This window comes from Lysobacter sp. P5_C4, from assembly GCF_054049695.1.
In genome coordinates this window covers 220,741-245,966 of the sequence record NZ_JBFULX010000002.1, presented here as the reverse complement: position 1 = coordinate 245,966, position 25,226 = coordinate 220,741, and the positions used below count along the sequence as shown (strand labels likewise).

Below are 25,226 nucleotides of genomic sequence, written 5' to 3'. Positions count from 1 at the left end.
GATGCTGGAGGCCGTGCCCGTCGCGCAGGACGTCATGAATGCCCCGGTCCCGTGGCTCGCGTGGACCGGCCTGCACATGTCCCCGTGGAAGCTGATCGGCCTGACCGGCGCGCTGATGTTCGGCGGCCGCTGGCTGGTGCAGTTCGTCGCCTCGCGCCGCCACGGCAAGCCCGTGATCCCGCGCCTGTTCTGGTACATGAGCCTGGTGGGGTCGGTCATGACGCTGGCCTACTTCGTGTTCTCGGCCAAGCAGGACTCGGTGGGCGTGATCCAGAACCTCTTCCCCGCCTTCACGGCCGGGTACAGCCTCTACCTGGACATCCGGCACCGCGGCTGGCACCGGGACAAGGCGAGCCACTGACCGCGTTCGGAGCGGAATTCAGTCGAATCAAGGGGTTTTGGCCTCTCCGGGGTAGCCCGGCGGCCATCGGGCGGGCATAATGCGCGGCTCGCTGCGGCAGTCCCGGGCCCCAAGGCCCATTGCAGCGTGGCCGTCGTACCCCAGGCCATGGGGTGCATCACAGACCAATCGAGGTGCGCAATGTCCCGCGTTTGCCAAGTTTCCGGCAAGAGCGTGCAGACGGGTAACAACGTCTCGCATGCGAACAACAAGACCCGTCGCCGTTTCCTGCCCAACCTGCACGAGCGTCGTTTCTGGGTCGCCAGCGAAAACCGCTGGATCAAGCTGAAGGTTTCCGCGCACGCGCTGCGCACCATCGACAAGAACGGTATCGACTCGGTCCTGGCGCAGCTTCGCGCCCGTGGCGAGAAGGTCTGAGGAGTAAACGACCATGGCAAGCAAGCGCGACAAGATCCGCCTGATCTCCTCGGCCAACACCGGCCACTTCTACACGACCGACAAGAACAAGAAGAACACGCCGAACAAGATGGAGGTCAAGAAGTACGACCCCGTCGTCCGGAAGCACGTGATCTACAAGGAAGGCAAGATCAAGTAAGCCTTCGCTGTTCGATGCGATACGAAGAACCCGCCGGAAGGCGGGTTTCTTTTTGCCTGTCGCTCAGGCGCCGCGACGGTTTTCCACGAGCGATTCGACCACCGACGGATCGGCCAGCGTCGACGTATCGCCGAGTTGCTCCGGCGCGTCTTCCGCGATCTTCCGCAGGATGCGCCGCATGATCTTTCCCGAACGCGTCTTGGGCAGGCCCGGCGCCCATTGCAGGTGGTCGGGCGTCGCGATCGGGCCGATTTCATTGCGCACGTGCGCGATCAAGTCCGCGCGCAGCGCATCGCTCTCGCTTTCTCCGGCCACCAGGGTCACGTAGGCGTAGATGCCCTGCCCCTTGATGTCGTGCGGGAAACCGACGACCGCAGCCTCGGCCACCTTCGCGTGCGAGACCAGCGCGCTTTCGACTTCCGCCGTCCCGATGCGATGCCCGCTGACGTTGATCACGTCGTCCACGCGACCGGTGATCCAGTAGTCGCCGTCGGCATCGCGCCGGCAACCATCGCCGGTGAAATACATGCCGGGATACGTGCGGAAGTAGGTTTCGATGAAGCGCGGGTGGTCGCCGTACACCGTGCGCATCTGCCCGGGCCAGGAATCCAGCAGCACGAGGTTGCCGGTCGCTTCGCCTTCGAGCAGGTGGCCGTCGGCATCCACCAGCGCGGGCAGCACGCCGAAGAAGGGTTTCATCGCGCTGCCGGGCTTGGCCTGGATGCCGATCGGCGGGGAAATCAGGATCCCGCCGGTTTCCGTCTGCCACCAGGTATCGACCACGGGGCAACGCGCATCACCGACGACGTCGTGATACCAGCGCCACGCTTCGGGGTTGATCGGCTCACCGACCGTGCCGAGCAAGCGCAGCGATGTGCGCGAGGCCGCCTGCACGGGCGCGTCGCCTTCGCGCATCAGTGCGCGGATCGCGGTGGGCGCGGTGTAGAAGATCGTGACCTGGTGTTTGTCGATCACGCGCCAGAAGCGCGAGAAATCCGGATGGCTCGGCACGCCTTCGAACACGACGGCGGTCGCGCCGTTCGCGAGCGGGCCGTACACGATGTAGCTGTGGCCGGTGATCCAACCCACGTCGGCGGTGCACCAGAAGATGTCGTCCTCGCGCAGGCCGAACGCGCGCTCGTGCGTGAAACTCGCGAACACCAGATACCCGCCGGTCGTATGCAGCACGCCTTTCGGCTTGCCGGTCGAACCGGAGGTATAGAGGATGAACAGCGGATCTTCCGCGTTCATCGGCTCGGGTTCGCAGATCCCGGGCTGCCCATCGACGACGACATCCACCCAGCGGTCGCGCGGCATCTGCATCGCGACGGCGGCGCCGGTGTGACGTACGACCAGCACGGTTTCAACGGAGTTCGTCCCGGGCAAGGCGAGGGCGGCGTCGACGTTGGCCTTCAGCGCGATGCGCTTGCCGCCGCGCAGGCCCTCGTCGGCGGTGATGATGAGTTTGCTTTGGCAGTCGGCGATCCGGTCTGCGATCGATTGCGGCGCGAAGCCGCCGAACACCACCGAATGGATCGCGCCGATGCGCGCGCAGGCGAGCATCGCGACGATGGCGTCGGGGATCATCGGCAGGTAGATCGTGATGCGATCGCCCTTGCGCATGCCCAGATTGCGCAGCGCATTGGCGAGGCGGCACGTGCGTGCGTGCAGTTCGCGGTACGTGATGCGCTGTGCCGCGCCATTCGCGTCGTCAGGTTCGAAGATCAGCGCGGTGCGGTCGCCGCGCGTCGCCAGGTGGCGATCCAGGCAGTTGACGCTCGCGTTGAGCACGCCGTCGGCGTACCAGCGGACGCGGAAGTCCGCGGTGTCGAAGCTGACGTCGCGAATCTGCGTGGGTTTCGCGATCCAGTCGATCCGCTCGGCGATCGTCTTCCAGTAGCCATCGGGATCGCGCAGCGATTGCGCGTATTCGCGCGCGTAGTCGGTCGATCCGGTCATGCGCCACCCCCTCTCGACGTGGGCCGACAGTGTGCCCTCAACGCGGCGGGGCGGCGAGTTCGGCGGCGCTCAACACGCCATCCTGGTTGCCGTCCTGCCGACGGAAGGCGTCGGCCAGGCGCGCACGGTGCGCTTCGCGCGTGAGCGGCTTGCCGCGGCCGCCGGGTTGTTCGGCGGGCGAAAGCGTACCGTCGTGGTCGGCGTCCATCGCGTCGAACGCGTAGCTCAGCCAGTCCTGGTACTCGACGAGCGACACGCGGCCGTCGTGGTCGGTGTCCATGCGTGCGAGGTAGTCGCCGCTCGCGACGACCTGGGCGGATGTGACGGGAACCAACGCCGCCGGCGCCAGGAGGCAGGCAAACAAAAACCCCGCACGCGAACGTGCGGGGTTCATTCTGATTTGAAGCCGTGGACGGTGCAGCGATGCGTGCATCAGGCCTGCAGCTGGTAGCCCTTCAGGCGCGCCGAGAAATCCTGCAACTGCCGGATGCCGCTGGCTTCGGCTTCCTTGCACCACTGCTGCAGGTTCTGCAGCGTGGCCGCGGCGTCGTTGCCGCGTGCTTCGAGCACGGCGGCGAGGCGGGCGCGATGTTCGACCAACGCACGGATGCGCGGACGCGCCGCCACCCACGCCTGCATCTGCTGGCGCGCATCCTCGTTGAGCCAGCGGCCGTCGTCGCTCAGGCCCTTGCGCAACTGGCGCGGAAGCATGGCGCGCAGCTTTGCGCCCGTGGCCTTCGCTTCTTCCTGCAGGGCGGGCTTGAGGACGTTGCGCTGGTAATCGGTCATCGCCTGGAAACGATGCGCGAGCAGCGCCTTGATCGTCTCGGTGTCGGGCACGTTGATGTTCGGGCGCACGTCGAGCGTCGGCGCGACGCGCAACACCTTGGCCATGCCGATCGATTCGAAGGCCTTGATCACGGCCCAGCCGATGTCGACTTCGAACTTGCGCAGTGCGAACTTCGCCGAGCTCGGGAATGCGTGGTGGTTGTTGTGCAGCTCTTCGCCGCCGATCCACACGCCCCACGGCGTGAGGTTGGTCGCCGTGTCGGTGGTTTCGAAATTGCGGTAGCCCCACCAATGGCCGAGGCCGTTGACGACGCCCGCGGCCCAGAACGGGATCCACAGCATCTGGATCGCCCAGACCGCCACGCCCGGCACGCCGAACAGCGCGAAGCTGATGAACAGGAGCAGCGTCGGGCCCATCGTCGCGTGCGGCGTGTAGACCTTGCGCTCGATCCAGTCTTCCGGGCAGCCCTTGCCGTACTTCTCGATCGACTCGCGGTCGGCGCGCGCTTCGCGATACAGCTCCACGCCGCGCCAGAAGACGGTCTTGATGCCCTTGTGCATCGGGCTGTGCGGATCTTCCTCGGTCTCGCACTTGGCGTGGTGCTTGCGATGGATCGCCGCCCATTCCTTCGTGATCATCGACGTGGTGATCCACGTCCAGAAGCGGAAGAAGTGCGCGAGCACCGGATGGAAATCGACGCCACGATGTGCCTGGCTGCGATGCAGATACAGGGTGACCGAGAAAATGGTCAGCTGCGTGGCAACCAGCAGATAGACCACCAGGCCGACCCAACCGAATTGCAGCAGTCCGCCGCCGAGGAAATCCAGGAAAGCTTGCATCGCGACTCCGAAGAAAATATCAGGGGTTTCGCCCCGGAAGCATCATGCCACCGCCGATCCCCCATGCGCCCGGGTACGGCGTGGTTTCGTGATGGGGGTGTTCAGCGCGAATAACAATCTTCACGTTGCTCCGGCCGCTTTCACGCCCCATCTCACCAAGCTCCGCGAATCGCGCAAACTCGCCGCCATGCCCGAACTGCCCGAAGTCGAAACCACCCGGCGCGGCCTTGCGCCGCACCTCGAAGGGCGCATCGTCGCTGACGTCGTGTTGCGTCGTCCGGATCTGCGCTGGCCGATTCCACCTGAGGTTGCGGCGTTGCTCCCCGGTCGGAGGATCGATTCCGTTCGTCGGCGTGCGAAATACCTGCTGCTCGACACCGAAGTCGGCAGTGCGCTGCTCCATCTCGGCATGTCCGGCAGCCTGCGCGTCCTGCCGGCCGACACGCCCGTGGAGGCACACGATCACGTCGACCTGAAGCTCGCCGACCGGGGCCGCAGCCAGGGCCGCGTCCTGCGTTTCAACGACCCTCGGCGGTTCGGCTGCCTGCTCTGGCAGGCGCCCGGGGAGGTCCATGCACTCCTTCGCGCCCTGGGCCCCGAGCCCTTGTCCGACGACTTCGACGGGGATTACCTCTTCGCCCGCAGCCGCGGCCGCGCGGCGCCGGTGAAGACCTTCCTGATGGACCAGGGCATCGTGGTCGGCGTGGGCAATATCTATGCGGCCGAGGCCCTGTTCGCCGCGGGCATCTCGCCCCTGCGCGCGGCCGGAAAGGTCTCGCGGGAGCGCTACCACGCCCTGTCCGAGGCGGTGAAGCGCATCCTGGCCTACGCGATCGAGCGGGGCGGCACCACGCTGCGGGACTTCATCAGCCCCGATGGCCTGCCCGGCTATTTCGAGCTCGAACTGGCCGCCTATGGCCGCGGCGGCGAGCCCTGCCCGCGATGCGGAAAGGCGATGAAGGAAGGGTCGATCGGCCAGCGGACCACGGTCTGGTGCCCACGCTGCCAGCGCTGAAGGCTTCAGGACCCGGCGAGGTACCGACGCAAGCATCGCCCAACGCGGGTATATTCCGGCGCCTGAGGGGAAATATGTCCGAGACGGCCGATATCACGGAGTTGCTGGACGCTGCACGCGACGGAGACCGTGGCGCGCTGGACCGCGTCTTGGCGACCCTGTACCAGGAACTCCATGCGATGGCCCGCCGCCAGCTCGCCGGGCAGCACGGGCACACGCTCGATGCCACCGCCCTGGTGCACGAGGCCTATCTCAAGCTCGTTGGCCGGAATTCCGCGCAGTTCGACGACCGTGCGCACTTCTTCGCCTACGCCGCCTCCGCGATGCGCAGCGTCGTGGTCGATTACGCGCGCCAGCGCCTGGCGCAAAAACGCGGCGGCGACCTGCACCGCGTGACCGAGCTGCCCGAGGAAGTCGAAGGCGGCTTGCGCCTGGATGAGGAAACCCTTGGCCTGGATACGGCGCTCACGCGATTGGCCGCCGTCGACGCGCGCCTGGCGCAGGTGGTCGAGCTGCGTTACTTCGCGGGTCTCTCCGAACTCGAGATCGCCGCGCTGCTCAAGCGCTCCGAGCGCAGCATCCGGCGCGACTGGCAGAAGGCGCGGCTGTTCCTGCTCGCGTCCTTGAAGGACAGTTGACGGGGCGCGTGATGGACCCCGAGCGCTGGCAACGGTTGTCCCCGCTGCTCGATGCGCTGTTCGAGCTCGAGCAGGACGAACGCGAGCGCAGCCTGCGCCTGATGCGCGAGGAAGATCCGCAGACCGCGGACGATCTGGAAGCGTTGCTCAAGCTGGAAACCGATCGTGAGGATTTCCTGTCCGAACCCCTCGTCGCGCCGCTGCCAGGCCCGCGGCCGGGCGTGGAAGTCGGGCCGTATCGCCTGGAACGCATGCTCGGCGAAGGCGGCATGGGGCAGGTTTGGCTCGCCGCGCGCGCCGATGGCCTGTATCAACGCCGCGTCGCATTGAAGCTGCTGCGGCCCGGCCTGGTCGATCCGAACCTGCGCCTGCGCTTCACCCGCGAACGCCAGATCCTCGCGCGCCTGGCGCACCCGCACATCGCGCGCCTGCTCGACGCGGGCGTGAGCCACGATCATCAACCGTATCTCGCGCTCGAATACATCGAAGGCGAGCCGATCACCGACTACTGTCGCGTGCATCGCCTCTCGCTGGAGTCACGCCTCGACCTGTTCCACCAGATCTGCGATGCGGTGTCGCACGCGCACGCCAACCTGATCGTCCACCGCGATCTGAAACCCTCGAACATCCTCGTCACGCCCGGCGGCGACGTGCGCCTGCTCGACTTCGGCATCGCCAAACTCATCGACGCCGACGTCGCCGCACCGGAGCAGACACGCACCGGCGTGCGCGCGTTCACGTTGCACTACGCCGCGCCCGAACAGGTGCGCGGCGAACCGGTGTCGACGATGACCGACGTGTATTCGCTCGGCGTCGTGCTCTACGAACTGCTCGCCGACGCCAAGCCCTACCGCCTCAAGCGCCAGAGCGACGCCGAGTGGGAAGAGGCGATCCTGCAAGGTGATCCGACGAAACCGTCGTCCGCGCTGCAACGCCAGGCCGACGCGGGCGAGGGCGACACCGCGATGCTGCGCCGTCGCGCGCGCAGCGTCACCGGCGATCTCGACAACATCGTGCTCAAGGCGCTGGCGAAAAAGCCCGAGCAGCGTTATCCGTCGGTGGAGGCGATGTCGCTCGACCTGGAGCGCTATCTCGCCGGCAAGCCGGTGCTCGCGCGCCCGCAAAGCGTGAGTTATCGTCTGCGCAAGTACGTCATCCGCCATCGCTGGGCGCTGGCGACCGGCATCGTCGTGACCGGCGTGCTCGGCGCCGCGCTGACCATCGTCGCGTGGCAAGGAAAGCAGGCGGTGCGGGAAACAGCGCGCGCGCAGGCGCTGCAGGATTTCGTGATCGGCCTGTTCGAAGGCGCGGGTGCCGCGCCGCGCGACGATGCGATCGACATGCGTTCGTTGCTCGACAACGGCATCGTGCGCGCCAACAGCGAACTTGCGCGGCAACCGCTCGCGCGCGCCGAAGTCTTCGGCATCATCGCGCGCCTGCGGCTGGGCCTTGGCGACTATCCCGAAGCGATGTCGCTGCTCGATCGCCAGGCGGAGATCCTCCGCGCGGTCGGCGACGATGCGCCGGCGAGCCTGCAGATCGAGGCGGCGACGCAGCAGGGTTTCGCGCATCGGCAGTTGGACGACCCGCGCAAGTGCATCGACGTGATGCAGCCGTGGATGGAGCGCGCGCGTCGCGAGCAATCGCAGTTGCCGGCACAGGTCGCCGAGTTCTATTCGCAGCTCGCGCGCTGCCGAAGCGCGGTGGGCGAGTTCAACGGCGCGCGGCAATTGCTCGAGTACGCGATGACGATCCGCCGCGAGACGCTCGACGACGAAGCGGGCGTCGCGGAAAACCTGTTCGACCTGGCCAACGTGGACGCCGACGCGGGCAAGTCCGACCTCGCGCTCGCCAGCCTGCGCAACGCACTGGCGTTCCTGCAGCAACGCGTGGGCGAACGGCATCCGCTCGCGATCCAGATCCATCGCCGCATCGCGGTCCTGCTGCGCGAGAAGGGACGGCCGGGCGAAGCGGCGAAGTCGGTCGATGCCGCGCTCGCACTCTCCGCCGAACTACTCGGCGAGCGCCATCCCACGACGCTTGCGCTGCATCGCCAGCGTGCGGCGGTCTACATGGAACAGGGCTGGCTCGACGTCGCCGAGCGCGATCTGCGCGACACCACGCCGCTGCTGATCGAGCGCGTCGGCGAACGCCACGTCGATGTCGGCGCCAGTTTCTACACGCTGGGCATGCTGGCCTGGGAACAGGGCCGCCTGGAGGAAGCCGAACGCGATCTGCGCCAGGCGGTCGCGATCTGGCGCACGTCGTCGGCGCGCACGCGCTTGGCGCGCGCGATGGCCGAACATGCGCAAATCCTGCAGGCGCTGGGGCGCGTGGACGAAGCCCGCGCCGAGGTCAGGCAGGCGGCGCAACTCGCGCTCGCGCAGCTCGGGGTGAGCCATCCTTTCGTCGCCGACGTCGAATATGCGCACGGCCTGATCCTCGCGACCGAAGGCGACCACGCCGGCGCGAAGGTGAGCCTCGCGCGCGCGGCCACGCTGTCGCGCAACGCCGAGGGCCAGCCTGCGCTGGACACGCAGGCGATGGAACTCTCGCTGGCGCGCGAACAGGCGCGCGACGGGGACGCCAGGGCCATGGCCACCTTGAAACGCATGGCCTCGGCCTCGGCGGCAGGCGGCAGCGAGCCGCGCAACCTGCGCTGGCGCGCGCGCGCCTACCTGGGCGAAGCGCAATGCCGGGGCGCCGATGCCGCGCAAGCGCGCGCGGACCTCGACGCCCTTTCCGGCGAATTGAAGGCGGGCTTGCCGCAGGGCGGGCGCCTGCCGCGCGAAGTCGAAGCGATCCGCACGGCGTGTACGCCGATCGCGATGCGGTAAGCGGCGTCAGTCCAGCAACGAGGGCTGCATCGGATCGATCCTGCCTTCGCCGCGCATCACCTTCTTGAATTCCGCGCGCGACACCGACACGTAGCGGTCGTTGCCGCCGATCTCCACCTGCGGGCCGGCCTGCACCGCGTGGCCCTTGTCGTCGACGCGCACGGTCATCGTCGCCTTCTTGCCGGTGTGGCAGATCGTCTTGATCTCGGTGAGTTCGTCCGCCCAGGCAAGCAGGTACTGGCTGCCTTCGAACAACTCGCCGCGGAAATCCGTGCGCAGGCCGTAACACAGGACGGGGATGCGCAGTTGATCGACGACTTCGCTCAATTGCCAGACCTGCGGTTTCGAGAGGAATTGCGCTTCATCGACCAGCACGCAATCCAGCTTGCCCTGCGTCGCGATGTCGGCTTCCACGCGTTCCAGCAAATCGTCTCCGCGGCCGAACGCGACGCCCTCCGAGCGCAGGCCGATGCGCGATGCCACGACCCCGGCCTTGCCGGCACGGTCGTCCAGCGCGGGCGTGAAGACGAGCACGCGCATGCCGCGCTCGCGGTAGTTGTGCGCCGACTGCAGCAGGTTCGTGGTCTTCCCCGCATTCATCGCCGAGTAGTAGAAATAGAGCTTGGCCATGGTCGCGGATTATGCGGCAGCAGACCGGCTAAACTGCGCCGCCCCGCGCTTGCCACGGAGCGTCCCTTGCACGGCCTCAATCCTCCCCAACGCCAGGCCGTCGCGCACGTCGACGGGCCGCTTTTGGTGCTGGCGGGCGCGGGCAGCGGCAAGACACGCGTGATCGTGGAAAAGATCGCGCACCTCATCACCTCCGGGCGCATGCCGGCGCGCCGCATCGCGGCGATCACCTTCACCAACAAGTCCGCGCGCGAGATGAAGGAGCGCGTGGCCAAGCGCATCAAGGGCGACGCGGCCGAAGGCCTGACGATCTGCACCTTCCACGCGCTCGGGCTGAAGCTGCTCCAGATCGAACACGCCAAGCTCGGCCTGCGCCGCGGGTTTTCGATCTTCGATGCCGACGACAGCGCCGCGCAGTTGAAGGACCTGTTGCCGCCGGGCAGCAAGCCGGACGTGATCGACGCTGCGAAGAACCTCATCTCGCGCGCCAAGAACGCCGGGCTTTCCCCGGAACAGGCCGCCGAAGCGGCGCAGAGCATCCGCGAACGCGAAGCCGCCGCGTTGTATGCGCGCTACCAGGCGCGCTTGTCCGCGTTCAATGCCGTCGACTTCGACGATCTGATCCGCCTGCCGGTGCAGTTGCTGGAGACCGACGAGGACGCCGTGCTCGCCTGGCGCGAACGCATCGGCTACCTGCTCGTCGATGAATGCCAGGACACCAACGACGCGCAATACCGCTTGCTCAAGGCCATCGCGGGTCCGCGCGGCGACCTCACCTGCGTGGGCGACGACGATCAGTCGATCTACGCCTGGCGCGGGGCCAATCCCGACAACCTGTTCGAACTCGGCCGCGATTATCCGCAGCTGAAGATCGTCAAACTCGAACAGAACTATCGCTGCAGCAATCGCGTGTTGCGCGCGGCGAACGCACTGATCGCGCACAATCCGCACGAACATCCCAAGACCCTGTGGAGCGACCAGGCCGACGGCGAGCGCATCCGCGTGTGGGAATGCCGCGACAGCGCACACGAGGCGGAAAAGGTCGCCGACCAGATCCACTTCTTCAATCAGTCGCGCGGCGCCCCGTGGAGCGACTTCTGCATTCTCTTCCGCGGCAACCACCAATCGCGCGCGCTAGAAAAAGCGTTGCAGATGTTGCGGGTGCCCTATCACATTACCGGCGGCACGGCGTTCCTCGACCGCGGTGAAGTGAAGGATGCGATGGCCTGGCTACGTTGCATCGCCAACCCCGAAGACGACGCCGCGTTCCTGCGCGCGGTGCAGTCGCCCAATCGCGGCGTCGGCGCGACGACGCTGGCGAAACTCGCTGAAATGGCGCAGCAGGCGCAGCTGCCCTTGTCGCGTGCGGCGGAGTCGGTCGGTTTGTTGAAGCAACTGCAACCGCGCGCCGCGAATTCCCTGCAAGCCCTCGCCGATCTGCTGAAGGGACTGCGCAGCGATGCCGCGCGCATGCCGCCGGCCGAACTCGTGCGCAAGCTCAACGAACGCTCCGGTTTGCTCGCGATGGTACGCGCGCAGTGCAAGGACGAGGCGACCTTCCTCCGCCGCCGCCAGAACCTGGATGAACTCGCCGATTGGTTCGACGGGCCGAAGACCTCCGGCCCCGGCGAACTCGCGGCCGCGCTCGCCCTGCTTTCGCATTCGGACAAGGGGGACGCGGGCAACCAGGTGCGCCTGATGTCGCTGCATGCGGCGAAGGGCTTGGAATTCCGCTACGTCTTCATCGTCGGCGTGGAGGACGGAAACCTGCCGCACGATGCGTCGATCGAAGAAGGCCGCATCGATGAAGAGCGCCGCCTGATGTATGTCGGCATCACCCGCGCGAAGGAGCAGTTGTGGCTTTCGCATTCGCGCGAGGCGCAGCGATGGGGCGAGAAGCAACGCCTGAAGCCGAGCCGTTTCATCGACGAGCTGCCCCCGGACGAAGTGCAGCGCGACGGCGCCGATCCGGAAGCCGACGCCTCGCAGAAGAAGGAACGCGCGAGCGCGGGTTTCGCCGCGATCCGTGCGTTGCTCGACGCATGAGCCTGCGCGTGCGCGACATCGTGCCGGCGGATGCGGACGCGATCCTCGCACTCAATCTCGAATCCGAAGCCGTGCTCAGCCCGATGGGTGCCGTGCGTTACGCACATCTTCTCGCGCAATCGGCGTACGGACGCGTGGTCGAGGACGACGGCGTCGTGGTTGCGTTCCTGCTCGCCTTCCGTGAAGGCGCGGACTACGACAGCGTGAACTATCGCTGGTTCGACGCGCGGTACGAAGCGTTCCTGTATGTCGATCGCGTGGTGGTCGCACGGGCGCACCAGGGCCGCGGGTTCGGCGCACGCCTGTACGACGATCTGTTCGCGTTCGCGCGACAGGCGCATGTTTCGAGCGTGACCTGCGAATTCGACATCGATCCGCCGAACGAAGCTTCGCGCCGCTTCCACGAACGCTACGGATTCACGGAAGTCGGCACGCAAGCGCTGCCGGGCGGCAAGCGCGTGTCGCTGCAGCGCGCGCCGGGCTGACATCCGTCCGTCGCAGGCGCTCGGCTACACTCGCGGCCCCGCTCGCCGACAGGCCCGCCGCATGCGCTTCGCCGTCCTCGCCACCGCCCTGACGCTCGCCCTCGCCGGCTGCGCGACGACCGCCGAAACGGCGAAGGCACCGACGCCGGAAGCCGCGCCGGTCGTCGCGCAGGACACCCCGCCCGCCGACGACGCGCTCAACGCAGTCGCTTGGTACCAGACCTCCGCAGAACGTGATCTTGTCTATCGCACGGTGTATCGCGCGGCCGCGCACCAATTGAAGACCGCGCTCGCCGACAACACGTGGGATGCGCTGCCGAAGGAAGACCGGGCAATGCCGGTGAAGAGGTTGAAGCCCGCGATCATCGTCGACGTGGACGAAACCGTGCTCGACAACGCGCCGGCTTCGGTGCGGCAGATCCTCGAACACCGCGGCTTCGACGAGGCGCAATGGGGCAAGTGGGTCGAAGCGCGCAAGGCGAAGGCCTTGCCGGGCGCGTCGGAATTCCTCAACGCCGCGGCGAAGCAGGGCGTCACTGTTTTCTACATCACCAATCGCGATGCGAGCCTGGCGCAGGCGACGATCGCAAACCTGCGCAGCGCGGGTTTCCCGGTCGCCAGCGACGACCAGGTGCTCGGCCTGGGCACCGTCGTCGAAGGCTGCGAGCAGGAAGGTTCGGAGAAATCGTGCCGCCGCCGACTGGTTGGCCGCACGTATCGTGTGCTGATGCAGTTCGGCGACCAGGTCGGCGATCTCGTGCAGATCGTCGCCAACACACCCGACGGTCGTCGTACGGCCGTGGCGCCCTACGCGGACTGGATCGGCGAGCGTTGGTTCGTGCTGCCCAACCCGATGTACGGGTCCTGGGAGCCGGCCTTGTTCGACAACGAATGGCGCCAGCCGGCCGCCGAGCGGCGTGCGAAGAAGGAAGCGGCGCTCGACCCTGCCAATTAAATCAATGGCTTGCGCCGCCATAATTCAGGTATTGCATCAGCTACGGCCGCTGGGCTAGCCTGCATCCAGCCGGTTCGCCGGCGCCATGCCACAACCGATGTCTTCCGGCCCGACCGGACTTTTGAAGGAGGCTTCGGCCTCCTTTTTCTTTCGGAAGATGGGGGATGATCCGCGCCATGCCGAATCGGTCGCCGCTCGTCCCCCGCCTCGCTGCCTCCGTTTTCGCCGCTGCGTTGCTCGCGGCCTGCGCGAAGACGCCGCCCGCGCAACCCGGCGCCGAACTTCCCGCGCAGGCAGTGCGTGCGCTCGCCGATCGCCTGCGCGCGAACGATCCGGCAGGCTTCGCCACGGTCGCGGTCCCGCCGGCCTTGCATGCGCGCCTGGAAACCGCGTGGCGCACGGGACGCAGCCGCTGGCCGCTCGACGAGTTGCCGCTCGACGACCGCCTGCCGGCGATGCTTGCCGCATTGTCGGATCCGAATGCGCGCAACAACCTGCAACGCATCTTCGATGGCCAATTCGCCAACGCCGCCGACGAATTGCGTTCGACGGCAACCTCGCTCGGCGTGTTCGGCGTGCAATACATCCGCAACGAAGGCGACTACAGCGCGGCCGAACGCGACCATTACGCACAGACCGTGGCCGTGCTGAGCCGGTGGGCGGCGAACGCCCCGCTGTCGGATGCCAAGCGCGCACGGCGTGCGATCGCCCTGCTCTCGACGGCCGCGGCGGAAACCGGGATCGCTGCACCGGAGGACTTCGCGAACCACGGCATGGACGGATCGCTGGAGCGCCTCGGGCCATTCCTCGCCGCGACCAAACAAGTCTTCGGCAGCTACGGCCTGAACCTGGACACGACCTTCGACGGCCTTGACGCCACCCTCGTCCAGCAGACCGGCGACACCGCACGCGTCCGGGTGCGCTATCCGCTGGCAGGCGAGGAAATCGACACCATCCTCGAAGTGCGGCGCATCGGCGGCCGCTGGTACCTGGCCGACTACCTGCGCAATGCGCAGGCCTCGCTGGACGGCCCTGCCGTGCGCGCGCCGGCGCCTGCCGCCGCCGCCTCGACGCGCTCGACGGCGCCTTCGCCATAATGGCGGCGATGCCCAACCAGCCCAACCTCCCGCTCTTCGACGATCCGCCCACCCCGCCGCCGGCCGCAACGCCGTCGCCGGAGCCGGAAGCGCCGACGCGCGAACTGCCGTCCAACCCCGTCCCCGGGGACGCCACGGCCGCGCACGACGCACCCGAGCTGCCGCTCGACGCGCCCCCGACGTCGACGGATGAAGCGCCGCCTGCTGAAGCACCGCCGCCGGTCCCGCCACGCGATGGCTCGTCCAATCCCGTCGGCGCGCGCCCGCCGATGTGGGCGCGCCTGATGGGCAAGCTGCTGGAGCCGTGGATCGGGCTCGAACTGGAACCGCGCGTGCCCGCCGACTGGGCCGACGGCCGTCCGATCTGCTACGTGCTCGAGGACTACGGCCTGTCGAACGCGTTGATCCTCGAACGCGCGTGCCGCGAAGCCGGGCTGCCTTCGCCGCTGCAACCGATGCCGGGCGATCCGCTCGGCCGCAAGCGCGCGTACGTCGCGCTCTCGCGTCGCCGCAACAGCAACCCGCTGAAGGTGCTCGGCCTGTCGCCGGGCCCCGAACACAAGACGCACTCCGGTTCGCTCGCGCGCCTGCTGCAGGCGCATCGCGACGACCCCGCGCTCGACGTGCAACTCGTGCCGGTCTCGATCTTCGTCGGCCGCGCGCCGGACAAGCACAGCGGCTGGTTCTCGGTGTTGTTCTCCGAGAACTGGACGATCGTCGGCCGCTTCCGCCGCCTGCTCGCGATCCTGCTCAACGGGCGTTCGACGGCGGTGCAGTTCGCGCCGCCCGTGCCCGTGCGCTCGGCCGTCGAGGAAGGCCTGGATCCCGAACGCACGGTGCGCAAGCTCTCGCGCGTGTTGCGCGCGCACTTCCGCCGCATTCGTTCGGCGATCATCGGTCCGGATCTCTCGACGCGCCGCCTGCTCGCCGACCAGGTGCTGTCCGCCGATTCGGTGAAGGAAGCCATCGCCGACCAGGCGCGCCGCGAGAATCCGTCGAATCCGGAGAAGGGCAAGGCCGAAGCCTGGAAGAAGGCGCACGCCTACATCTACGAGATCGCCTCCGACTACTCGCATCCGGTCGTGCGTTCGGCGAGCTTCCTGCTTTCGACGGTCTGGAACCGCATCTATCGCGGCGTGCTCGTGCATCACCTGGAAGCGGTGAAGCAGAACGCACCTGGCCACGAAGTCGTCTACGTGCCCTGCCACCGCAGCCACATGGACTACCTGTTGCTGAGTTACCTGCTCTACACCAAGGGCATCGTGCCGCCGCACATCGCCGCGGGCATCAACCTCAACCTGCCGGTGATCGGGCCGATCCTGCGTCGCGGCGGCGCGTTCTTCCTGCGCCGCAGCTTCCGCGGCAACGCGCTGTATTCGGCGGTGTTCACCGAATACGTTTCGCAGCTCGTCGCCGGCGGTTATTCGATCGAATACTTCATCGAAGGCGGGCGCTCGCGCACGGGCCGCCTGCTTCCGCCGAAGGGCGGCATGGTCGCGATGACGGTGCGCGCCTTCGTGCGCCAGCCGACGCGGCCGGTCCTCTTCCAGCCGGTCTACATCGGCTACGAGAAGTTGCTCGAAGGCGACAGCTACCTCGACGAATTGATCGGAAAACCGAAGCAGAAAGAATCGATCTGGCAGTTGCTCATGAGCATCCCGCGGGTGCTGCGCAGCAACTTCGGCCAGGTCGTGGTGAATTTCGGCGAACCCATTCGCCTCAACGACATGTTGGCCGAACACGCGCCCGCGTGGGACGGCACGCCGCTGGACGAAGACGATCGCCCAGACTGGTTGTCGGACACGGTCGATGCGACCGCGCTGCAGATCCAGGTCAACGTCAATCGCGCCGCCGACGTCAACCCGATCAACCTGCTCGCCATGGCGCTGCTGTCCACGCCGAAGCATGCGATGGGCGAAGCCGACCTGCTCGCGCAGATCGCGTTGTCCAAGACGCTGCTGAGCGACGTGCCGTATTCGCCGCTGGTGACGGTGACGCCGCACACGCCCGAGCAGATCATCGCGCACGGCGAAGAAATCAACATGCTCTCGCGCACCGCGCATCCGCTCGGCGACGTGCTGAGCGTGGATGGCGACACCGCGGGCTTGATGAGTTACTACCGCAACAACGTGCTGCACCTGTTCACCGCGTCGGCGTGGATCGCGGTGTGCTTCCTCAACAACCGCCGCCTCTCGCGCCTGATGGTCCAGCGCCTGGGGCGCACGGTGTATCCCTTCCTCAAGGCCGAGCTCTTCCTGCCGTGGGACGAGGACGAATTCGCCGAGCGCATCGACCGCACGATCGATGTCTTCGTGCGCGAAAGCCTGCTCAAGCACGTGAGCGAAGACGAGGGCGGCATCCTCTCGCGCAGCGCGGGACAGACCGACGAAGTGTTCCGCATCCGCGCGATCGGCCATTCGCTGCAGCAAGCCTTCGAGCGCTATTACATCGCGATCTCGGTGCTGGTGAAGAACGGCGCCGGCACCTTGTCCTCGGGCGAACTCGAGAGCCTTTGCCAGCTCGCCGCGCAACGCCTGTCGCTGCTCTACGCGCCGGCCGCGCCGGAATTCTTCGACCGCACCCTGTTCCGCAGCTTCATCCAGAAGATGCGCGAGTTGCGCATGGTGTGGCCGAACGACGCCGGCAAGCTGATGTTCGACGAACGCCTGGATGCGTGGGCGAAGGATGCGCGCATCATCCTGGGCCGCGAATTGCGGCACACGATCGAGAAGATCAGCCCCGAGGCGGCGTCGAAGGCGCCGCCGCCCGCGACGGAACCGCCGCCGGCGCAAACGCCACCTCCCGCGCCGCAATCGCCTGAAACCGACGTGCCGCCCGGCATGCCCTGAGCATCGGGGCACGCAGCTTCACGCGGGTTCGTCGGGGATCAGCGCCGATTCGAGTTTCGCGATGCAGTCCTTCAACTGCAGCTTGCGTTTCTTCAGGCGCTTGATCGTGAGTTCGTCCGCGTTGGCGGCATCGATCTGCAAGCGCAGGATCGCGGCGTCGAGGTCGCGGTGCTCGAGCTTGAGCTCGATCACGCGTTGCGCCATGCGGGCGAGTTCGCCGGGGTCGGTGCGCTGGGTCACGACGGCAACTTTAACGCCGTCGACGCCGGGATAGAATGCGTGGTCCGCTCGATCCGCAAGGCCACGCCGCGTTTCCTCATGTCCACGATCCCGCTTCCGCTCCTTGAACCCCAGCCGCGCGCGCGCCGGATCGCGCACGAGCGGGTGCGGCTGGCCAAGCGCCTGCGGCACCAGGTGGGGCGGGCGATCGCCGACTTCGGGATGATCGCCGAGGGCGACAAGGTGATGGTGTGCCTGTCCGGTGGGAAGGACAGCTACACGATGCTCGACGTCCTGCTGCAACTTCGCGAAAAGGCGCCCGTGCGTTTCGAGCTGCACGCCGTCAACCTCGACCAGAAGCAGCCCGATTTTCCTGCGCACGTTCTGCCCGACTATCTCGAATCGGTCGGCGTGCCGTACACGATCCTCGAGCAGGACACCTATTCGGTGGTCAAGCGCGTCGTGCCGGAAGGCAAGACGCTGTGTTCGCTGTGTTCGCGCCTGCGCCGCGGCGCGTTGTACGCGCACGCCGAAGCCGAAGGTTTCACGAAGATCGCGCTCGGCCACCATCGCGACGATCTGGTGGCCACCTTCTTCCTGAACCTGTTCTTCCACGCGAAGTTGGGCGGCATGCCGCCGAAGTTGCGTTCGGACGACGGCAAGCATGTCGTCATCCGCCCGCTGGCCTACGTGCGCGAAGCGGACATCGCGGACTACGCGCATTCCCGTGGCTTCCCCATCATCCCGTGCAACCTGTGCGGCTCGCAGGAGAACCTGCAACGCAAGCAGGTGCAGAAGATGATGGCGCAGTGGGAGCAAGCGTCGCCGGGGCGCATCGAGACGATCGCGCGTGCGCTGGGCAACGTGCGGCCTTCGCAGCTGAGCGATCCGGCCTTGTTCGACTTCCTGTCGCTCGGCGCGCGCGGCGATGCGCCCTTGCCCGATGCGCATGCATGGTTGTCGGGCGACACGCGCGACGACGACATCACTGACGACGGCGCGTAAACTGCCTTCCCTCATTCCCGATTCCCGCCATCGCGGGGTCGACGGCTTCATTTAGGATCTCGATGTTCTTCCGCAACCTGACGCTGTTCCGCTTCCCCACGTCCCTGGATTTTTCCGAACTCGAAGCCCGCCTTGCCGAATGCGTGCTCAAGCCCGTCGGCGCGCTCGAGTTGTCCTCGCGCGGTTTCGTCTCGCCCTTCGGGCGTGATGGCGAAGCCTTGTCGCATCGCATTTCCGACGCGATCTGGCTGAGCGTCGGCACCGAAGACAAGCTGCTGCCCGGCGCGGTCGTGAACGACCTGCTCTCGCGCAAACTCGAGGAAATCGAGAAGAAGGAAGGTCGCAAACCCGGCGGGCGGGCGCGCAAGCGGCTGAAGGAAGACCTAGTGCACGAACTGCTGCCGCGCGCCTTCGTCCGGCCCGGCCGCACGGATGCGCTGCTCGATCTCGGGCACGGTCTGTGCATCGTCGATTCGTCCTCGCGCAAGTCCGCCGAGAATGTCGTGAGCGAAATCCGCCACGCGCTCGGCAGCTTCCCGGCGCTCCCCGTGAATGCCGAAGTCGCGCCGCGCAGCGTGCTCACCGGTTGGGTCGCCGGCGAACCGCTGCCCGAAGGCCTCTCCATCGGCGACGAATGCGAGCTCAAGGACGCCGCCGACAAGGGCGCGGTCGTGAAATGCCAGCGCCAGGAGCTCCAGGGCGACGAGATCGCCAAGCACCTGGAGTCCGGCAAGCAAGTCACGCGCCTTGCGCTCACGCTCGACGACCACGTTTCCTTCGTCCTCGGCGAAGACCTGGTCGTGCGCAAGTTCAAGCTGCTCGACGGCGCGGTCGACGCGCTCGAATCCATCGACCGCGACGACATGCGCGCCGAACTGGATGCGCGCTTCGCGCTCATGGCCGCGGAAGCCAAGCGGCTGTTCAACGTGCTCGAGCCTGCGCTGAAGCTCTCGCGCATCGACGACTGACGACGCGTGGAACCTTTCGCCGCACGAAATCCGTGCGGCGCGAATCGACACACTTTCCTGCGCGCGCCCTACAATCGCCGCGTCCCCCCGACGACATTCGCGCACGCACTGATGCCCCATCTCCGTCGCCTGCTGGCGCCGCAACCGCCCGTCATCGAGCGCGACGTCACGTCGCTCGAGCTCGAAGACGGACGACGAATCGAAATCCAGCGCGTGCGCAATCCGCGCGCGCGCCGCCTGCGCCTCTCGGTCGACGAACGTGGTGCGCGCCTGACGCTGCCGCAACGCGCGAGCCTGGTGTCGGGCGAACGCTTCCTTGCCGAACATCGCACGTGGCTGGCCGAGCAACTCGAGCGCTACACGCTGGAAGGGCTGCCCGCATTGCAGCGCGGGACCACGGCCGCGCTGCCGCTGCGCGGCGCGGACGTGCCCGTGCGCTGGGCCGAGGGGCGCTTCACGTCGCTGGAATTCGACGCGGGCGCCGGTGAAGCGGTCTTCCGCACCACGCCACGCGCGACCGATGTCGCGATGCGTCGCGCGGTTCGCGAATTCTACGAAGGCCAGGCGCGCACCGACATCGGGCGTTGGATGCCGAAGTACCTGCCGTCGCTGCCACGGCCCCCGCGTCGCGTGCAGTTCAAGGTGATGTCGTCGCAATGGGGCTCGCTCGCGCCGAACGGCGTGGTGGCACTGGACCTGGCGTTGGTGCTCGCCCGTCCCTCCGCCTTCGAGTACGTGCTGGTGCATGAACTGTGTCACCTGCTGCGCGCCGACCACTCGCGCGCGTTCTGGCACGAAGTCGAAATGCGCTTCCCCGCGTGGCGCGCCGAGCGCGATTATTTCCACGCCGACGGGCGGCGCCTGAAGGCCACGTTGCGCTCGCTGCTGTCCGGTTGACGCGGCGCGTGCCGTTTTCCGAAGTCTCCGCACACATGGAATCGCCGGCATGCGCACCTCTTCCCTGATCCTTTCCATCGGCCTGGCCGCGCTCGCGTTGGCCGCGTGCGGCAAGTCGGCGGGCGAACGCGCCGCCGAGGCGGCCATCGAACACGCAACGGGCCAGAAGGCCAATGTCGACGCCAAGTCCGGCGAAGTCGTCCTCGAATCGAAAGACGGCACGCAGACGCGCATCGCCAGCGGCGATTCGGCGAAGCTGCCGGTCGCCTTCCCGAAGGACGTCTACCTGCCGGCGAAGTACAAGGTGCTGAGCGTGATGGAGATGCAGGACGTGATGGTCGTGCAGCTCGACGTACCCGACGCGCTCGCATCGCTCACCGACGCGAGCGGGAAGAAGATGGCGGCCGACGGCTGGAAGCAGATGATGTCGATGCAGGCCGCCGAAGGCCAGCACGTCACGATGTACGAGAAGGACAAGCGCCAGGCCACCGTTTCGTTCGCCGACGACGGCGAGCCCGGCGTGAAGCTCAACTACCAGCTGTCGAAGCAGCAGTAGTCAGATTCGCGTCGAGGAAGAACGCGCCGATCGCATCGGCCACGCCGCGCGGATCTTCCATATGCAGGTGGTGCGTGCCGGACAGCACCACCGCCTCGCCGTTGCGCAGCACGCCTGCGCGTTCGCGGCGCATGGCTTCGGGGAAGTACGGAGGCGCCGGATCCGCGTAGAGCACGCGCACGGGGCATTCGATGTTCGCGATGAGGTCGCGCACCTGTCCCTCGGTCATGCGCACGGCGGTCGCGATCGTGAGCCGCGGGTCGCTGCTCCACACCCAGCCACCGTCCACCGCGCGCGTGCCGCGTTGGACGAGCAGGCGGGCGACCGGTTCGCTGAGATCGTTCGCCTGCATGCGGGCACGGACCGCGGCGTCGCGCCCGGGGAACACGCGCAGCGATTTGCCGCCCAGCGCGCGACGGGCGGCGATCGATTCGCGCAGCCGCCGCGCGGTGTGGTCTTCGCGGTCGGCGAGTGCGCCGAGGGCTTCGATCGCGAGGAATCGCGTCACCCGTCCGGGCGCCGCGGCGGCGAGGATGGTGCCGATCGCGCCGCCCATCGAGTGACCGAGCACGGCGAATCGTTCCCAACCCAGGGCGTCCGCGGCATCGAGCACCGTCTGCACCGTGCCGGCGAGCGAATACTCCGCGCCGGGGGGTAGATGCGGGCTCGTGCCGTGGCCCGGCAGGTCGAGTGCGACGAGGTCGATGTCGTGCAGGTGCGCAGCGAGCGGCACGAAGCTCGCCGCGTTGTCGAGCCAGCCATGCAGTGCGAGGACCGGCGTGCCGCTGCCGCCGCGCAATGCGGTCAGTCGGCCGTAGGGCGTTTCCAGGACGATGTCGCGCAAGGGCGCCACGACCCTCATGCGCGCAGCGCCTTTTCCGCGAGCGCGGCGAGAGCGGCGGCGTGCGCCGGTGCATCGTTCAGGCACGGGATGTAGTGGAACACCTTGCCGCCCGCGGCCCGGAACGCGTCGGCGTTGGTTTGCGCGATTTCCTCCAGCGTCTCCAGGCAATCGACCGCGAACCCGGGGCACACGACGTCGACGCTGCGCACGCCGCTGCGCGCAAGGCCCTCGAGCGTCGTGATCGTCGCCGGTTCGAGCCAGCGCTCCTTGCCGAAGCGCGATTGGAAGGTCAGCACGTAATCGTTCGCGCGCAGGCCGAGCACGCCGGCGATCGCCGCGACACTGGCCGCGCACTGCACCGCATACGGGTCGCCATTGTCGACGACGCGCTGCGGCAGGCCGTGGAAGGAGAACACTAGGCGTTCGCCACGGCCGTCGGCGTCCCAGCGCGCGCTGATCGAATCGGCGACGGCCTGGATCCATCCGGCATCGAGGTGGTAGTCGTCGATCACCTGCACGGGCAATGCGCCCGATGCACGGACGGCGTCGTCGACGGACGCGGTGGTCGTCGTCGAATACTGCGGATACAGCGGCAGCACCACCGCGCGCGACACGCCTTCGCGTTGCAGGCCCGCGAGCACCTTGTCGAGGGCGGGTTGCCCGTAGCGCATCGCGTGCACCACGCGCGTTCCCGGCAGCAGCGACTGCACGGCGGCGCCCAGGCGGCGCGTGTACACGGCCAGTGGAGAGCCGTCGGCCATCCAGATCTCCGCGTATTTGCGCGCGACGCGACGGCTGCGCAGCGGGAGGATCACGCAGTGCAGCAACGGCCACCACAACCAACGCGGGATCTGTACGACGCGCGGGTCCATCAGGAATTGCGAGAGGTAAGCACGCACGGCGCCGGGCGTCGGCGATTCGGGCGTACCGAGGTTGACGAGCACCAGGGCGGTGTCGGAAGGCAGGGGAGGACGAACGTCGGGCATGCGCATAGGATGTCATGCACGCGCGTCGGTTCGCTCGCGATTCATCGCCGCGCGCGGAGACTGAACCGTCGCTGGCCGTCGTGGTCCTTTGTCGTCAATTGCGTTGCCCCCCGCCCCGATCGTGGAGTTCCCCATGCCTCGCAAGACCCGCCATGCCCTGACCATCGCAGTGTCTTCGCTCCTGCTCGCCGCAAGCGTGCAGTCCGCCTTCGCCGGCGTGCGCGAGGACGAACGCGCCCGCAATGCGTTGCGCGTGATCACCGACATCCAGGCCATCCCCGAAAACGCCATCCCCGACAAGCTGCTCGACGAGGCGAAGGCGATCGTCATCGTCCCCGACACCATCAAGGCAGGCCTGGTCATCGGCGGGCGCCGCGGCCATGGGCTGATGGCGGTGAAGTTGCCCGATGGCACGTGGTCGAGCCCCAGCTTCGTCACCCTCACCGGCGGCAGCATCGGCTTCCAGGCGGGCGTGCAGTCTTCCGACGTGGTGCTGGTCTTCCGCAGCGACCGCGGCGTGGATTCGATCGTCAACGGCAAGTTCACCCTGGGCGCCGATGCGGCGGTGGCCGCCGGTCCGGTGGGCCGCAATGCGGCAACCGCCACCGACGGTCAATTCAAGGCGGAAATCTGGTCCTGGTCGCGTGCGCGTGGCTTGTTCGCCGGCGTGGCGCTCGACGGCGCGGTGCTGTCGATCGACGATGCGAGCAACCAGGCCGCGTACGGCAGCGGCAGCACGCCGCGCATGATCTTCGAAGGCCGTGCGACGGCGCCGCCGTCGGCCGATCTGGTCAAGGTGCGCGACCAGTTGGAGGAAGCCACCGCGCTCGCCCGCAGCAATCGCGGCACCGGCACGCCGATTGCGAGCGCGGCGCCGGTGGGCGCGACGGTGACGTCGTCGCCCGCGGTGGCGGAGACAACGGTGGTCACCGGCGCCAACGCGCCTGTCGTGCCGGTCCAGGATGCGCCTGCACGCACGGAATCCTTGCCGCCGAGCCCCTGAAAACACCGTCCGCGCGTCGGAACCCACGGACCGCCCGTTCATCTTCGGGCGGTTCTCACATCGGCTGCGTTATCCTGTCCGCTCTTTCCCCCCGAAGGCACTGCACATGGGCGGTTTCAGCATCTGGCATTGGCTGATCGTGCTGGTGATCGTGGTCTTGGTGTTCGGCACCAAGCGGCTCGGTAACGTCGGCAAGGATGTCGGTGAAGCGGTGAAGGGCTTCAAGAAAGGCATGACCGACGACGACAAACCCGCCGCGCGCCTGCCCGACGCCACGCGCGAAGAACAGGACTTGCGCGACCGCGAACGCGCCGATCAAGAGCGCCGCGAGCGAGAGCAGCGTAACGATCCGCCGCGCTGAGGCGCGCGATGTTCGACGTCGGCTTCAGCGAAATCTTCCTCATCGCGGTCGTCGCGCTCATCGTGCTCGGCCCCGAGAAACTGCCGCGCGCGGCGCGGTTCGCCGGGTTCTGGGTGGCCAAGGCGCGCGCGCAATGGCACTCAGTGAAGTCGGAGTTCGAACAGGACCTCGCCGCCGACGAGCTCAAGCGCAGCCTCCAGGAAACGCGTGCGTCGCTGCGCGAGGCTGAAGAGCAACTACGCTCGGGCGCCACGTCGATCCGCGATCGCATGCAGAAGGAATTCGACGACGTCGCCGCCGCGGCGACCGCGGGCGTCGAACCCGGCGCGGGGACGGCGGACGACGCTTCGGCGCAAGCGCATTTGACGCAAGAGGACGCGACGCAGCAGACGCCCGTGCCGGCCCTTCACGAAGAAGAACAAGACCGTCCGATGGAGTCGGCGAGCGCGATGGATTGGGAACCGCCGATCCCGAGCGACGACGACGACGGCGAGCCGGTGGAGCCGCCCCCGAAGGATACCGACGACGCCCATGCAGGACGCTGATTCCTCCGTACCGGCCCGCCTCATCGATCACCTGATCGAACTCCGCTCGCGCCTGATGTGGGCGCTGGCCGGGCTGTTGCTGGTCTTCGGCGGCCTGATGCCGTTCGCTTCGCAGCTCTACGACAAGATCGCCTTTCCCCTGATCAGCCAGTTGCCGTCGGGCCAGCGCATGATCGCGATCGACCCCGCCGGCGGTTTCTTCGTGCCGGTGAAACTCGCGTTCTTCACCGCGGTGTTCATCTCCGCACCGTGGCTGCTGTACCAGGCATGGGCCTTCGTCGCGCCGGGTTTATACAAGCGCGAAAAGAAACTCGCCGCGCCCCTGCTCGCCTCGGCGGTGCTGTTGTTCTACGCCGGCTGCGCGTTCGCATATTTCCTCGTGCTGCCCGCGGTGTTCCACTTCCTCACGAAGTTCACGCCCGAGTCGGTGCAGATGGCGCCGGACCTGGGCAAGTACATCGACTTCGTGCTGGTGCTGTTCCTGGCCTTCGGCGCGAGTTTCGAGTTGCCCGTCGCGCTGGTCATCCTCGTGTTGCTCGGCTGGGTGACGCCGAAGCAATTGAGTTCCTGGCGCGGCTACGCGGTGGTCGGCATCTTCATCGTCGCGGCGGTGATCACGCCGCCGGATGTCGTTTCCCAGTTGATGCTCGCGATCCCGATGATGGCGCTGTACGAAGCGGGCATCATCGCTTCGCGCTTCGTCGCACCGAAGAAGGTCGCGGAAACGGAAACGCCCGAGGCCTGAG

General features: G+C 67.4%; 25 protein-coding genes and 1 pseudogene. 19 read left to right on the top strand and 7 right to left on the bottom strand.

Going from position 1 to position 25,226, the window contains the following annotated elements; genetic code table 11:
• Nucleotide 1: 1 nt before the first annotated feature.
• The 3 genes from ACXJJ8_RS05605 (at nt 2) to rpmG (ending at nt 956) form a co-directional block, all read left to right on the top strand.
• Complete coding sequence (locus ACXJJ8_RS05605; protein ID WP_499027511.1) at nt 2-361, top strand: lipid-A-disaccharide synthase N-terminal domain-containing protein; 360 nt, start codon at nt 2-4, stop codon at nt 359-361.
• Between the two features lie 180 nt (nt 362-541).
• Entirely contained in the window at nt 542-778 is a 237-nt protein-coding gene (gene rpmB, locus ACXJJ8_RS05600; protein WP_499027509.1) for a 50S ribosomal protein L28, read from the top strand.
• 13 nt (nt 779-791) lie between these two features.
• A complete protein-coding gene (gene rpmG / locus ACXJJ8_RS05595) occupies nt 792-956 on the top strand; it encodes a 50S ribosomal protein L33 (protein ID WP_036168663.1) in 165 nt (54 codons plus the stop codon).
• Between the two features lie 63 nt (nt 957-1,019).
• Here the strand turns inward: rpmG and acs are convergent.
• The 3 genes and pseudogenes from acs to ACXJJ8_RS05580 all read right to left on the bottom strand — a co-directional run.
• Nucleotides 1,020-2,897: pseudogene (gene acs / locus ACXJJ8_RS05590) on the bottom strand (acetate--CoA ligase); the annotation flags it as partial.
• Between the two features lie 55 nt (nt 2,898-2,952).
• On the bottom strand, nt 2,953-3,309 hold the full coding sequence (locus ACXJJ8_RS05585) for an EF-hand domain-containing protein (protein ID WP_499027507.1): 357 nt from the start codon (nt 3,307-3,309) through the stop codon (nt 2,953-2,955).
• A gap of 38 nt (nt 3,310-3,347) precedes the next feature.
• Entirely contained in the window at nt 3,348-4,544 is a 1,197-nt protein-coding gene (locus tag ACXJJ8_RS05580; protein WP_499027505.1) for a DesA family fatty acid desaturase, read from the bottom strand.
• Nucleotides 4,545-4,731: 187 nt separating this feature from the next.
• Here ACXJJ8_RS05580 and mutM point away from each other — a divergent pair, with 187 nt between their 5' ends.
• From mutM to ACXJJ8_RS05565, 3 genes are all read left to right on the top strand, one after another.
• Nucleotides 4,732-5,559, top strand: coding sequence for a bifunctional DNA-formamidopyrimidine glycosylase/DNA-(apurinic or apyrimidinic site) lyase (mutM, locus tag ACXJJ8_RS05575; RefSeq protein ID WP_499027500.1), 828 nt, complete (start codon nt 4,732-4,734; stop codon nt 5,557-5,559).
• Nucleotides 5,560-5,633: 74 nt separating this feature from the next.
• The gene (locus tag ACXJJ8_RS05570) at nt 5,634-6,197 is read left to right on the top strand and encodes an ECF-type sigma factor (RefSeq protein WP_036168671.1); all 564 of its coding nucleotides are present in this window, start codon (nt 5,634-5,636) and stop codon (nt 6,195-6,197) included.
• A gap of 11 nt (nt 6,198-6,208) precedes the next feature.
• On the top strand, nt 6,209-9,034 hold the full coding sequence (locus tag ACXJJ8_RS05565; protein WP_499027498.1) for a protein kinase domain-containing protein: 2,826 nt from the start codon (nt 6,209-6,211) through the stop codon (nt 9,032-9,034).
• Between the two features lie 6 nt (nt 9,035-9,040).
• On the opposite strand, the gene ACXJJ8_RS05560 is transcribed toward ACXJJ8_RS05565, so the two are convergent.
• On the bottom strand, nt 9,041-9,664 hold the full coding sequence (locus tag ACXJJ8_RS05560) for a thymidine kinase (protein WP_499027495.1): 624 nt from the start codon (nt 9,662-9,664) through the stop codon (nt 9,041-9,043).
• 66 nt (nt 9,665-9,730) lie between these two features.
• Here ACXJJ8_RS05560 and ACXJJ8_RS05555 point away from each other — a divergent pair, with 66 nt between their 5' ends.
• From ACXJJ8_RS05555 to plsB, 5 genes are all read left to right on the top strand, one after another.
• Nucleotides 9,731-11,710, top strand: coding sequence for a UvrD-helicase domain-containing protein (locus ACXJJ8_RS05555; RefSeq protein WP_499027490.1), 1,980 nt, complete (start codon nt 9,731-9,733; stop codon nt 11,708-11,710).
• The gene (locus tag ACXJJ8_RS05550) at nt 11,707-12,195 is read left to right on the top strand and encodes a GNAT family N-acetyltransferase (RefSeq protein WP_499027488.1); all 489 of its coding nucleotides are present in this window, start codon (nt 11,707-11,709) and stop codon (nt 12,193-12,195) included. Before ACXJJ8_RS05555 ends, ACXJJ8_RS05550 begins: the two co-directional genes overlap by 4 nt.
• Nucleotides 12,196-12,256: 61 nt before the next feature.
• Nucleotides 12,257-13,150 carry a 5'-nucleotidase, lipoprotein e(P4) family gene (locus ACXJJ8_RS05545; RefSeq protein WP_499027486.1) on the top strand — a complete coding sequence of 298 codons (894 nt, stop codon included), beginning with the start codon at nt 12,257-12,259 and terminating at the stop codon, nt 13,148-13,150.
• A 176-nt stretch (nt 13,151-13,326) separates the two neighbouring features.
• Entirely contained in the window at nt 13,327-14,247 is a 921-nt protein-coding gene (locus ACXJJ8_RS05540; RefSeq protein ID WP_499027484.1) for a hypothetical protein, read from the top strand.
• Entirely contained in the window at nt 14,247-17,096 is a 2,850-nt protein-coding gene (gene plsB, locus ACXJJ8_RS05535) for a glycerol-3-phosphate 1-O-acyltransferase PlsB (RefSeq protein ID WP_499027481.1), read from the top strand. The genes ACXJJ8_RS05540 and plsB overlap by 1 nt, the downstream gene beginning before the upstream one ends.
• Nucleotides 17,097-17,114: 18 nt before the next feature.
• Here plsB and ACXJJ8_RS05530 read toward each other — a convergent pair whose 3' ends face one another.
• On the bottom strand, nt 17,115-17,300 hold the full coding sequence (locus tag ACXJJ8_RS05530) for a YdcH family protein (protein WP_499028586.1): 186 nt from the start codon (nt 17,298-17,300) through the stop codon (nt 17,115-17,117).
• Nucleotides 17,301-17,414: 114 nt separating this feature from the next.
• Between ACXJJ8_RS05530 and ttcA the strand changes: the two genes are divergently transcribed.
• The 4 genes from ttcA to ACXJJ8_RS05510 all read left to right on the top strand — a co-directional run bounded on the left by ttcA (nt 17,415) and on the right by ACXJJ8_RS05510 (nt 20,741).
• The gene (gene ttcA / locus ACXJJ8_RS05525; protein WP_499028584.1) at nt 17,415-18,320 is read left to right on the top strand and encodes a tRNA 2-thiocytidine(32) synthetase TtcA; all 906 of its coding nucleotides are present in this window, start codon (nt 17,415-17,417) and stop codon (nt 18,318-18,320) included.
• Between the two features lie 62 nt (nt 18,321-18,382).
• Nucleotides 18,383-19,288, top strand: a complete 906-nt coding sequence (locus ACXJJ8_RS05520; protein WP_499027479.1) for a recombination-associated protein RdgC — start codon at nt 18,383-18,385, stop codon at nt 19,286-19,288.
• Nucleotides 19,289-19,399: 111 nt separating this feature from the next.
• Nucleotides 19,400-20,185, top strand: coding sequence for a M48 family metallopeptidase (locus tag ACXJJ8_RS05515; RefSeq protein WP_499027477.1), 786 nt, complete (start codon nt 19,400-19,402; stop codon nt 20,183-20,185).
• Nucleotides 20,186-20,234: 49 nt separating this feature from the next.
• Entirely contained in the window at nt 20,235-20,741 is a 507-nt protein-coding gene (locus ACXJJ8_RS05510) for a hypothetical protein (protein ID WP_499027474.1), read from the top strand.
• Here ACXJJ8_RS05510 and ACXJJ8_RS05505 read toward each other — a convergent pair.
• Together ACXJJ8_RS05505 and hemH are read right to left on the bottom strand one after the other, a co-directional pair.
• Nucleotides 20,713-21,603, bottom strand: a complete 891-nt coding sequence (locus ACXJJ8_RS05505; protein ID WP_499027473.1) for an alpha/beta fold hydrolase — start codon at nt 21,601-21,603, stop codon at nt 20,713-20,715. The genes ACXJJ8_RS05510 and ACXJJ8_RS05505 overlap by 29 nt on opposite strands.
• Nucleotides 21,600-22,571, bottom strand: coding sequence for a ferrochelatase (hemH, locus tag ACXJJ8_RS05500; protein WP_499027471.1), 972 nt, complete (start codon nt 22,569-22,571; stop codon nt 21,600-21,602). The genes ACXJJ8_RS05505 and hemH overlap by 4 nt, the downstream gene beginning before the upstream one ends.
• Before the next feature lie 133 nt (nt 22,572-22,704).
• Between hemH and ACXJJ8_RS05495 the strand changes: the two genes are divergently transcribed.
• From ACXJJ8_RS05495 to tatC, 4 genes are all read left to right on the top strand, one after another.
• Nucleotides 22,705-23,574, top strand: a complete 870-nt coding sequence (locus ACXJJ8_RS05495) for a lipid-binding SYLF domain-containing protein (RefSeq protein ID WP_499027469.1) — start codon at nt 22,705-22,707, stop codon at nt 23,572-23,574.
• 106 nt (nt 23,575-23,680) lie between these two features.
• Nucleotides 23,681-23,935 (top strand): Sec-independent protein translocase subunit TatA, encoded by a 255-nt coding sequence (gene tatA, locus ACXJJ8_RS05490; protein WP_499027466.1) that lies wholly within the window; start codon nt 23,681-23,683, stop codon nt 23,933-23,935.
• Between the two features lie 8 nt (nt 23,936-23,943).
• The gene (tatB, locus tag ACXJJ8_RS05485) at nt 23,944-24,480 is read left to right on the top strand and encodes a Sec-independent protein translocase protein TatB (protein WP_499027464.1); all 537 of its coding nucleotides are present in this window, start codon (nt 23,944-23,946) and stop codon (nt 24,478-24,480) included.
• Nucleotides 24,467-25,225 (top strand): twin-arginine translocase subunit TatC, encoded by a 759-nt coding sequence (tatC, locus tag ACXJJ8_RS05480; protein WP_499027462.1) that lies wholly within the window; start codon nt 24,467-24,469, stop codon nt 25,223-25,225. The genes tatB and tatC overlap by 14 nt, the downstream gene beginning before the upstream one ends.
• Nucleotide 25,226 lies beyond the last annotated feature (1 nt).

Bases quoted from the DNA above. Each gene is read 5' to 3' on its own strand.
- ACXJJ8_RS05605 (WP_499027511.1), top strand. From the start codon at position 2: ATGCTGGAGGCCGTGCCCGTCGCGCAGGACGTCATGAATGCCCCGGTC.
- rpmB (WP_499027509.1), top strand. From the start codon at position 542: ATGTCCCGCGTTTGCCAAGTTTCCGGCAAGAGCGTGCAGACGGGTAAC.
- rpmG (WP_036168663.1), top strand. From the start codon at position 792: ATGGCAAGCAAGCGCGACAAGATCCGCCTGATCTCCTCGGCCAACACC.
- ACXJJ8_RS05585 (WP_499027507.1), bottom strand. From the start codon at position 3,309: ATGAACCCCGCACGTTCGCGTGCGGGGTTTTTGTTTGCCTGCCTCCTG.
- ACXJJ8_RS05580 (WP_499027505.1), bottom strand. From the start codon at position 4,544: ATGCAAGCTTTCCTGGATTTCCTCGGCGGCGGACTGCTGCAATTCGGT.
- mutM (WP_499027500.1), top strand. From the start codon at position 4,732: ATGCCCGAACTGCCCGAAGTCGAAACCACCCGGCGCGGCCTTGCGCCG.
- ACXJJ8_RS05570 (WP_036168671.1), top strand. From the start codon at position 5,634: ATGTCCGAGACGGCCGATATCACGGAGTTGCTGGACGCTGCACGCGAC.
- ACXJJ8_RS05565 (WP_499027498.1), top strand. From the start codon at position 6,209: ATGGACCCCGAGCGCTGGCAACGGTTGTCCCCGCTGCTCGATGCGCTG.
- ACXJJ8_RS05560 (WP_499027495.1), bottom strand. From the start codon at position 9,664: ATGGCCAAGCTCTATTTCTACTACTCGGCGATGAATGCGGGGAAGACC.
- ACXJJ8_RS05550 (WP_499027488.1), top strand. From the start codon at position 11,707: ATGAGCCTGCGCGTGCGCGACATCGTGCCGGCGGATGCGGACGCGATC.
- ACXJJ8_RS05545 (WP_499027486.1), top strand. From the start codon at position 12,257: ATGCGCTTCGCCGTCCTCGCCACCGCCCTGACGCTCGCCCTCGCCGGC.
- ACXJJ8_RS05540 (WP_499027484.1), top strand. From the start codon at position 13,327: ATGCCGAATCGGTCGCCGCTCGTCCCCCGCCTCGCTGCCTCCGTTTTC.
- plsB (WP_499027481.1), top strand. From the start codon at position 14,247: ATGGCGGCGATGCCCAACCAGCCCAACCTCCCGCTCTTCGACGATCCG.
- ACXJJ8_RS05530 (WP_499028586.1), bottom strand. From the start codon at position 17,300: ATGGCGCAACGCGTGATCGAGCTCAAGCTCGAGCACCGCGACCTCGAC.
- ttcA (WP_499028584.1), top strand. From the start codon at position 17,415: ATGTCCACGATCCCGCTTCCGCTCCTTGAACCCCAGCCGCGCGCGCGC.
- ACXJJ8_RS05520 (WP_499027479.1), top strand. From the start codon at position 18,383: ATGTTCTTCCGCAACCTGACGCTGTTCCGCTTCCCCACGTCCCTGGAT.
- ACXJJ8_RS05515 (WP_499027477.1), top strand. From the start codon at position 19,400: ATGCCCCATCTCCGTCGCCTGCTGGCGCCGCAACCGCCCGTCATCGAG.
- ACXJJ8_RS05510 (WP_499027474.1), top strand. From the start codon at position 20,235: ATGCGCACCTCTTCCCTGATCCTTTCCATCGGCCTGGCCGCGCTCGCG.
- ACXJJ8_RS05505 (WP_499027473.1), bottom strand. From the start codon at position 21,603: ATGAGGGTCGTGGCGCCCTTGCGCGACATCGTCCTGGAAACGCCCTAC.
- hemH (WP_499027471.1), bottom strand. From the start codon at position 22,571: ATGCCCGACGTTCGTCCTCCCCTGCCTTCCGACACCGCCCTGGTGCTC.
- ACXJJ8_RS05495 (WP_499027469.1), top strand. From the start codon at position 22,705: ATGCCTCGCAAGACCCGCCATGCCCTGACCATCGCAGTGTCTTCGCTC.
- tatA (WP_499027466.1), top strand. From the start codon at position 23,681: ATGGGCGGTTTCAGCATCTGGCATTGGCTGATCGTGCTGGTGATCGTG.
- tatB (WP_499027464.1), top strand. From the start codon at position 23,944: ATGTTCGACGTCGGCTTCAGCGAAATCTTCCTCATCGCGGTCGTCGCG.
- tatC (WP_499027462.1), top strand. From the start codon at position 24,467: ATGCAGGACGCTGATTCCTCCGTACCGGCCCGCCTCATCGATCACCTG.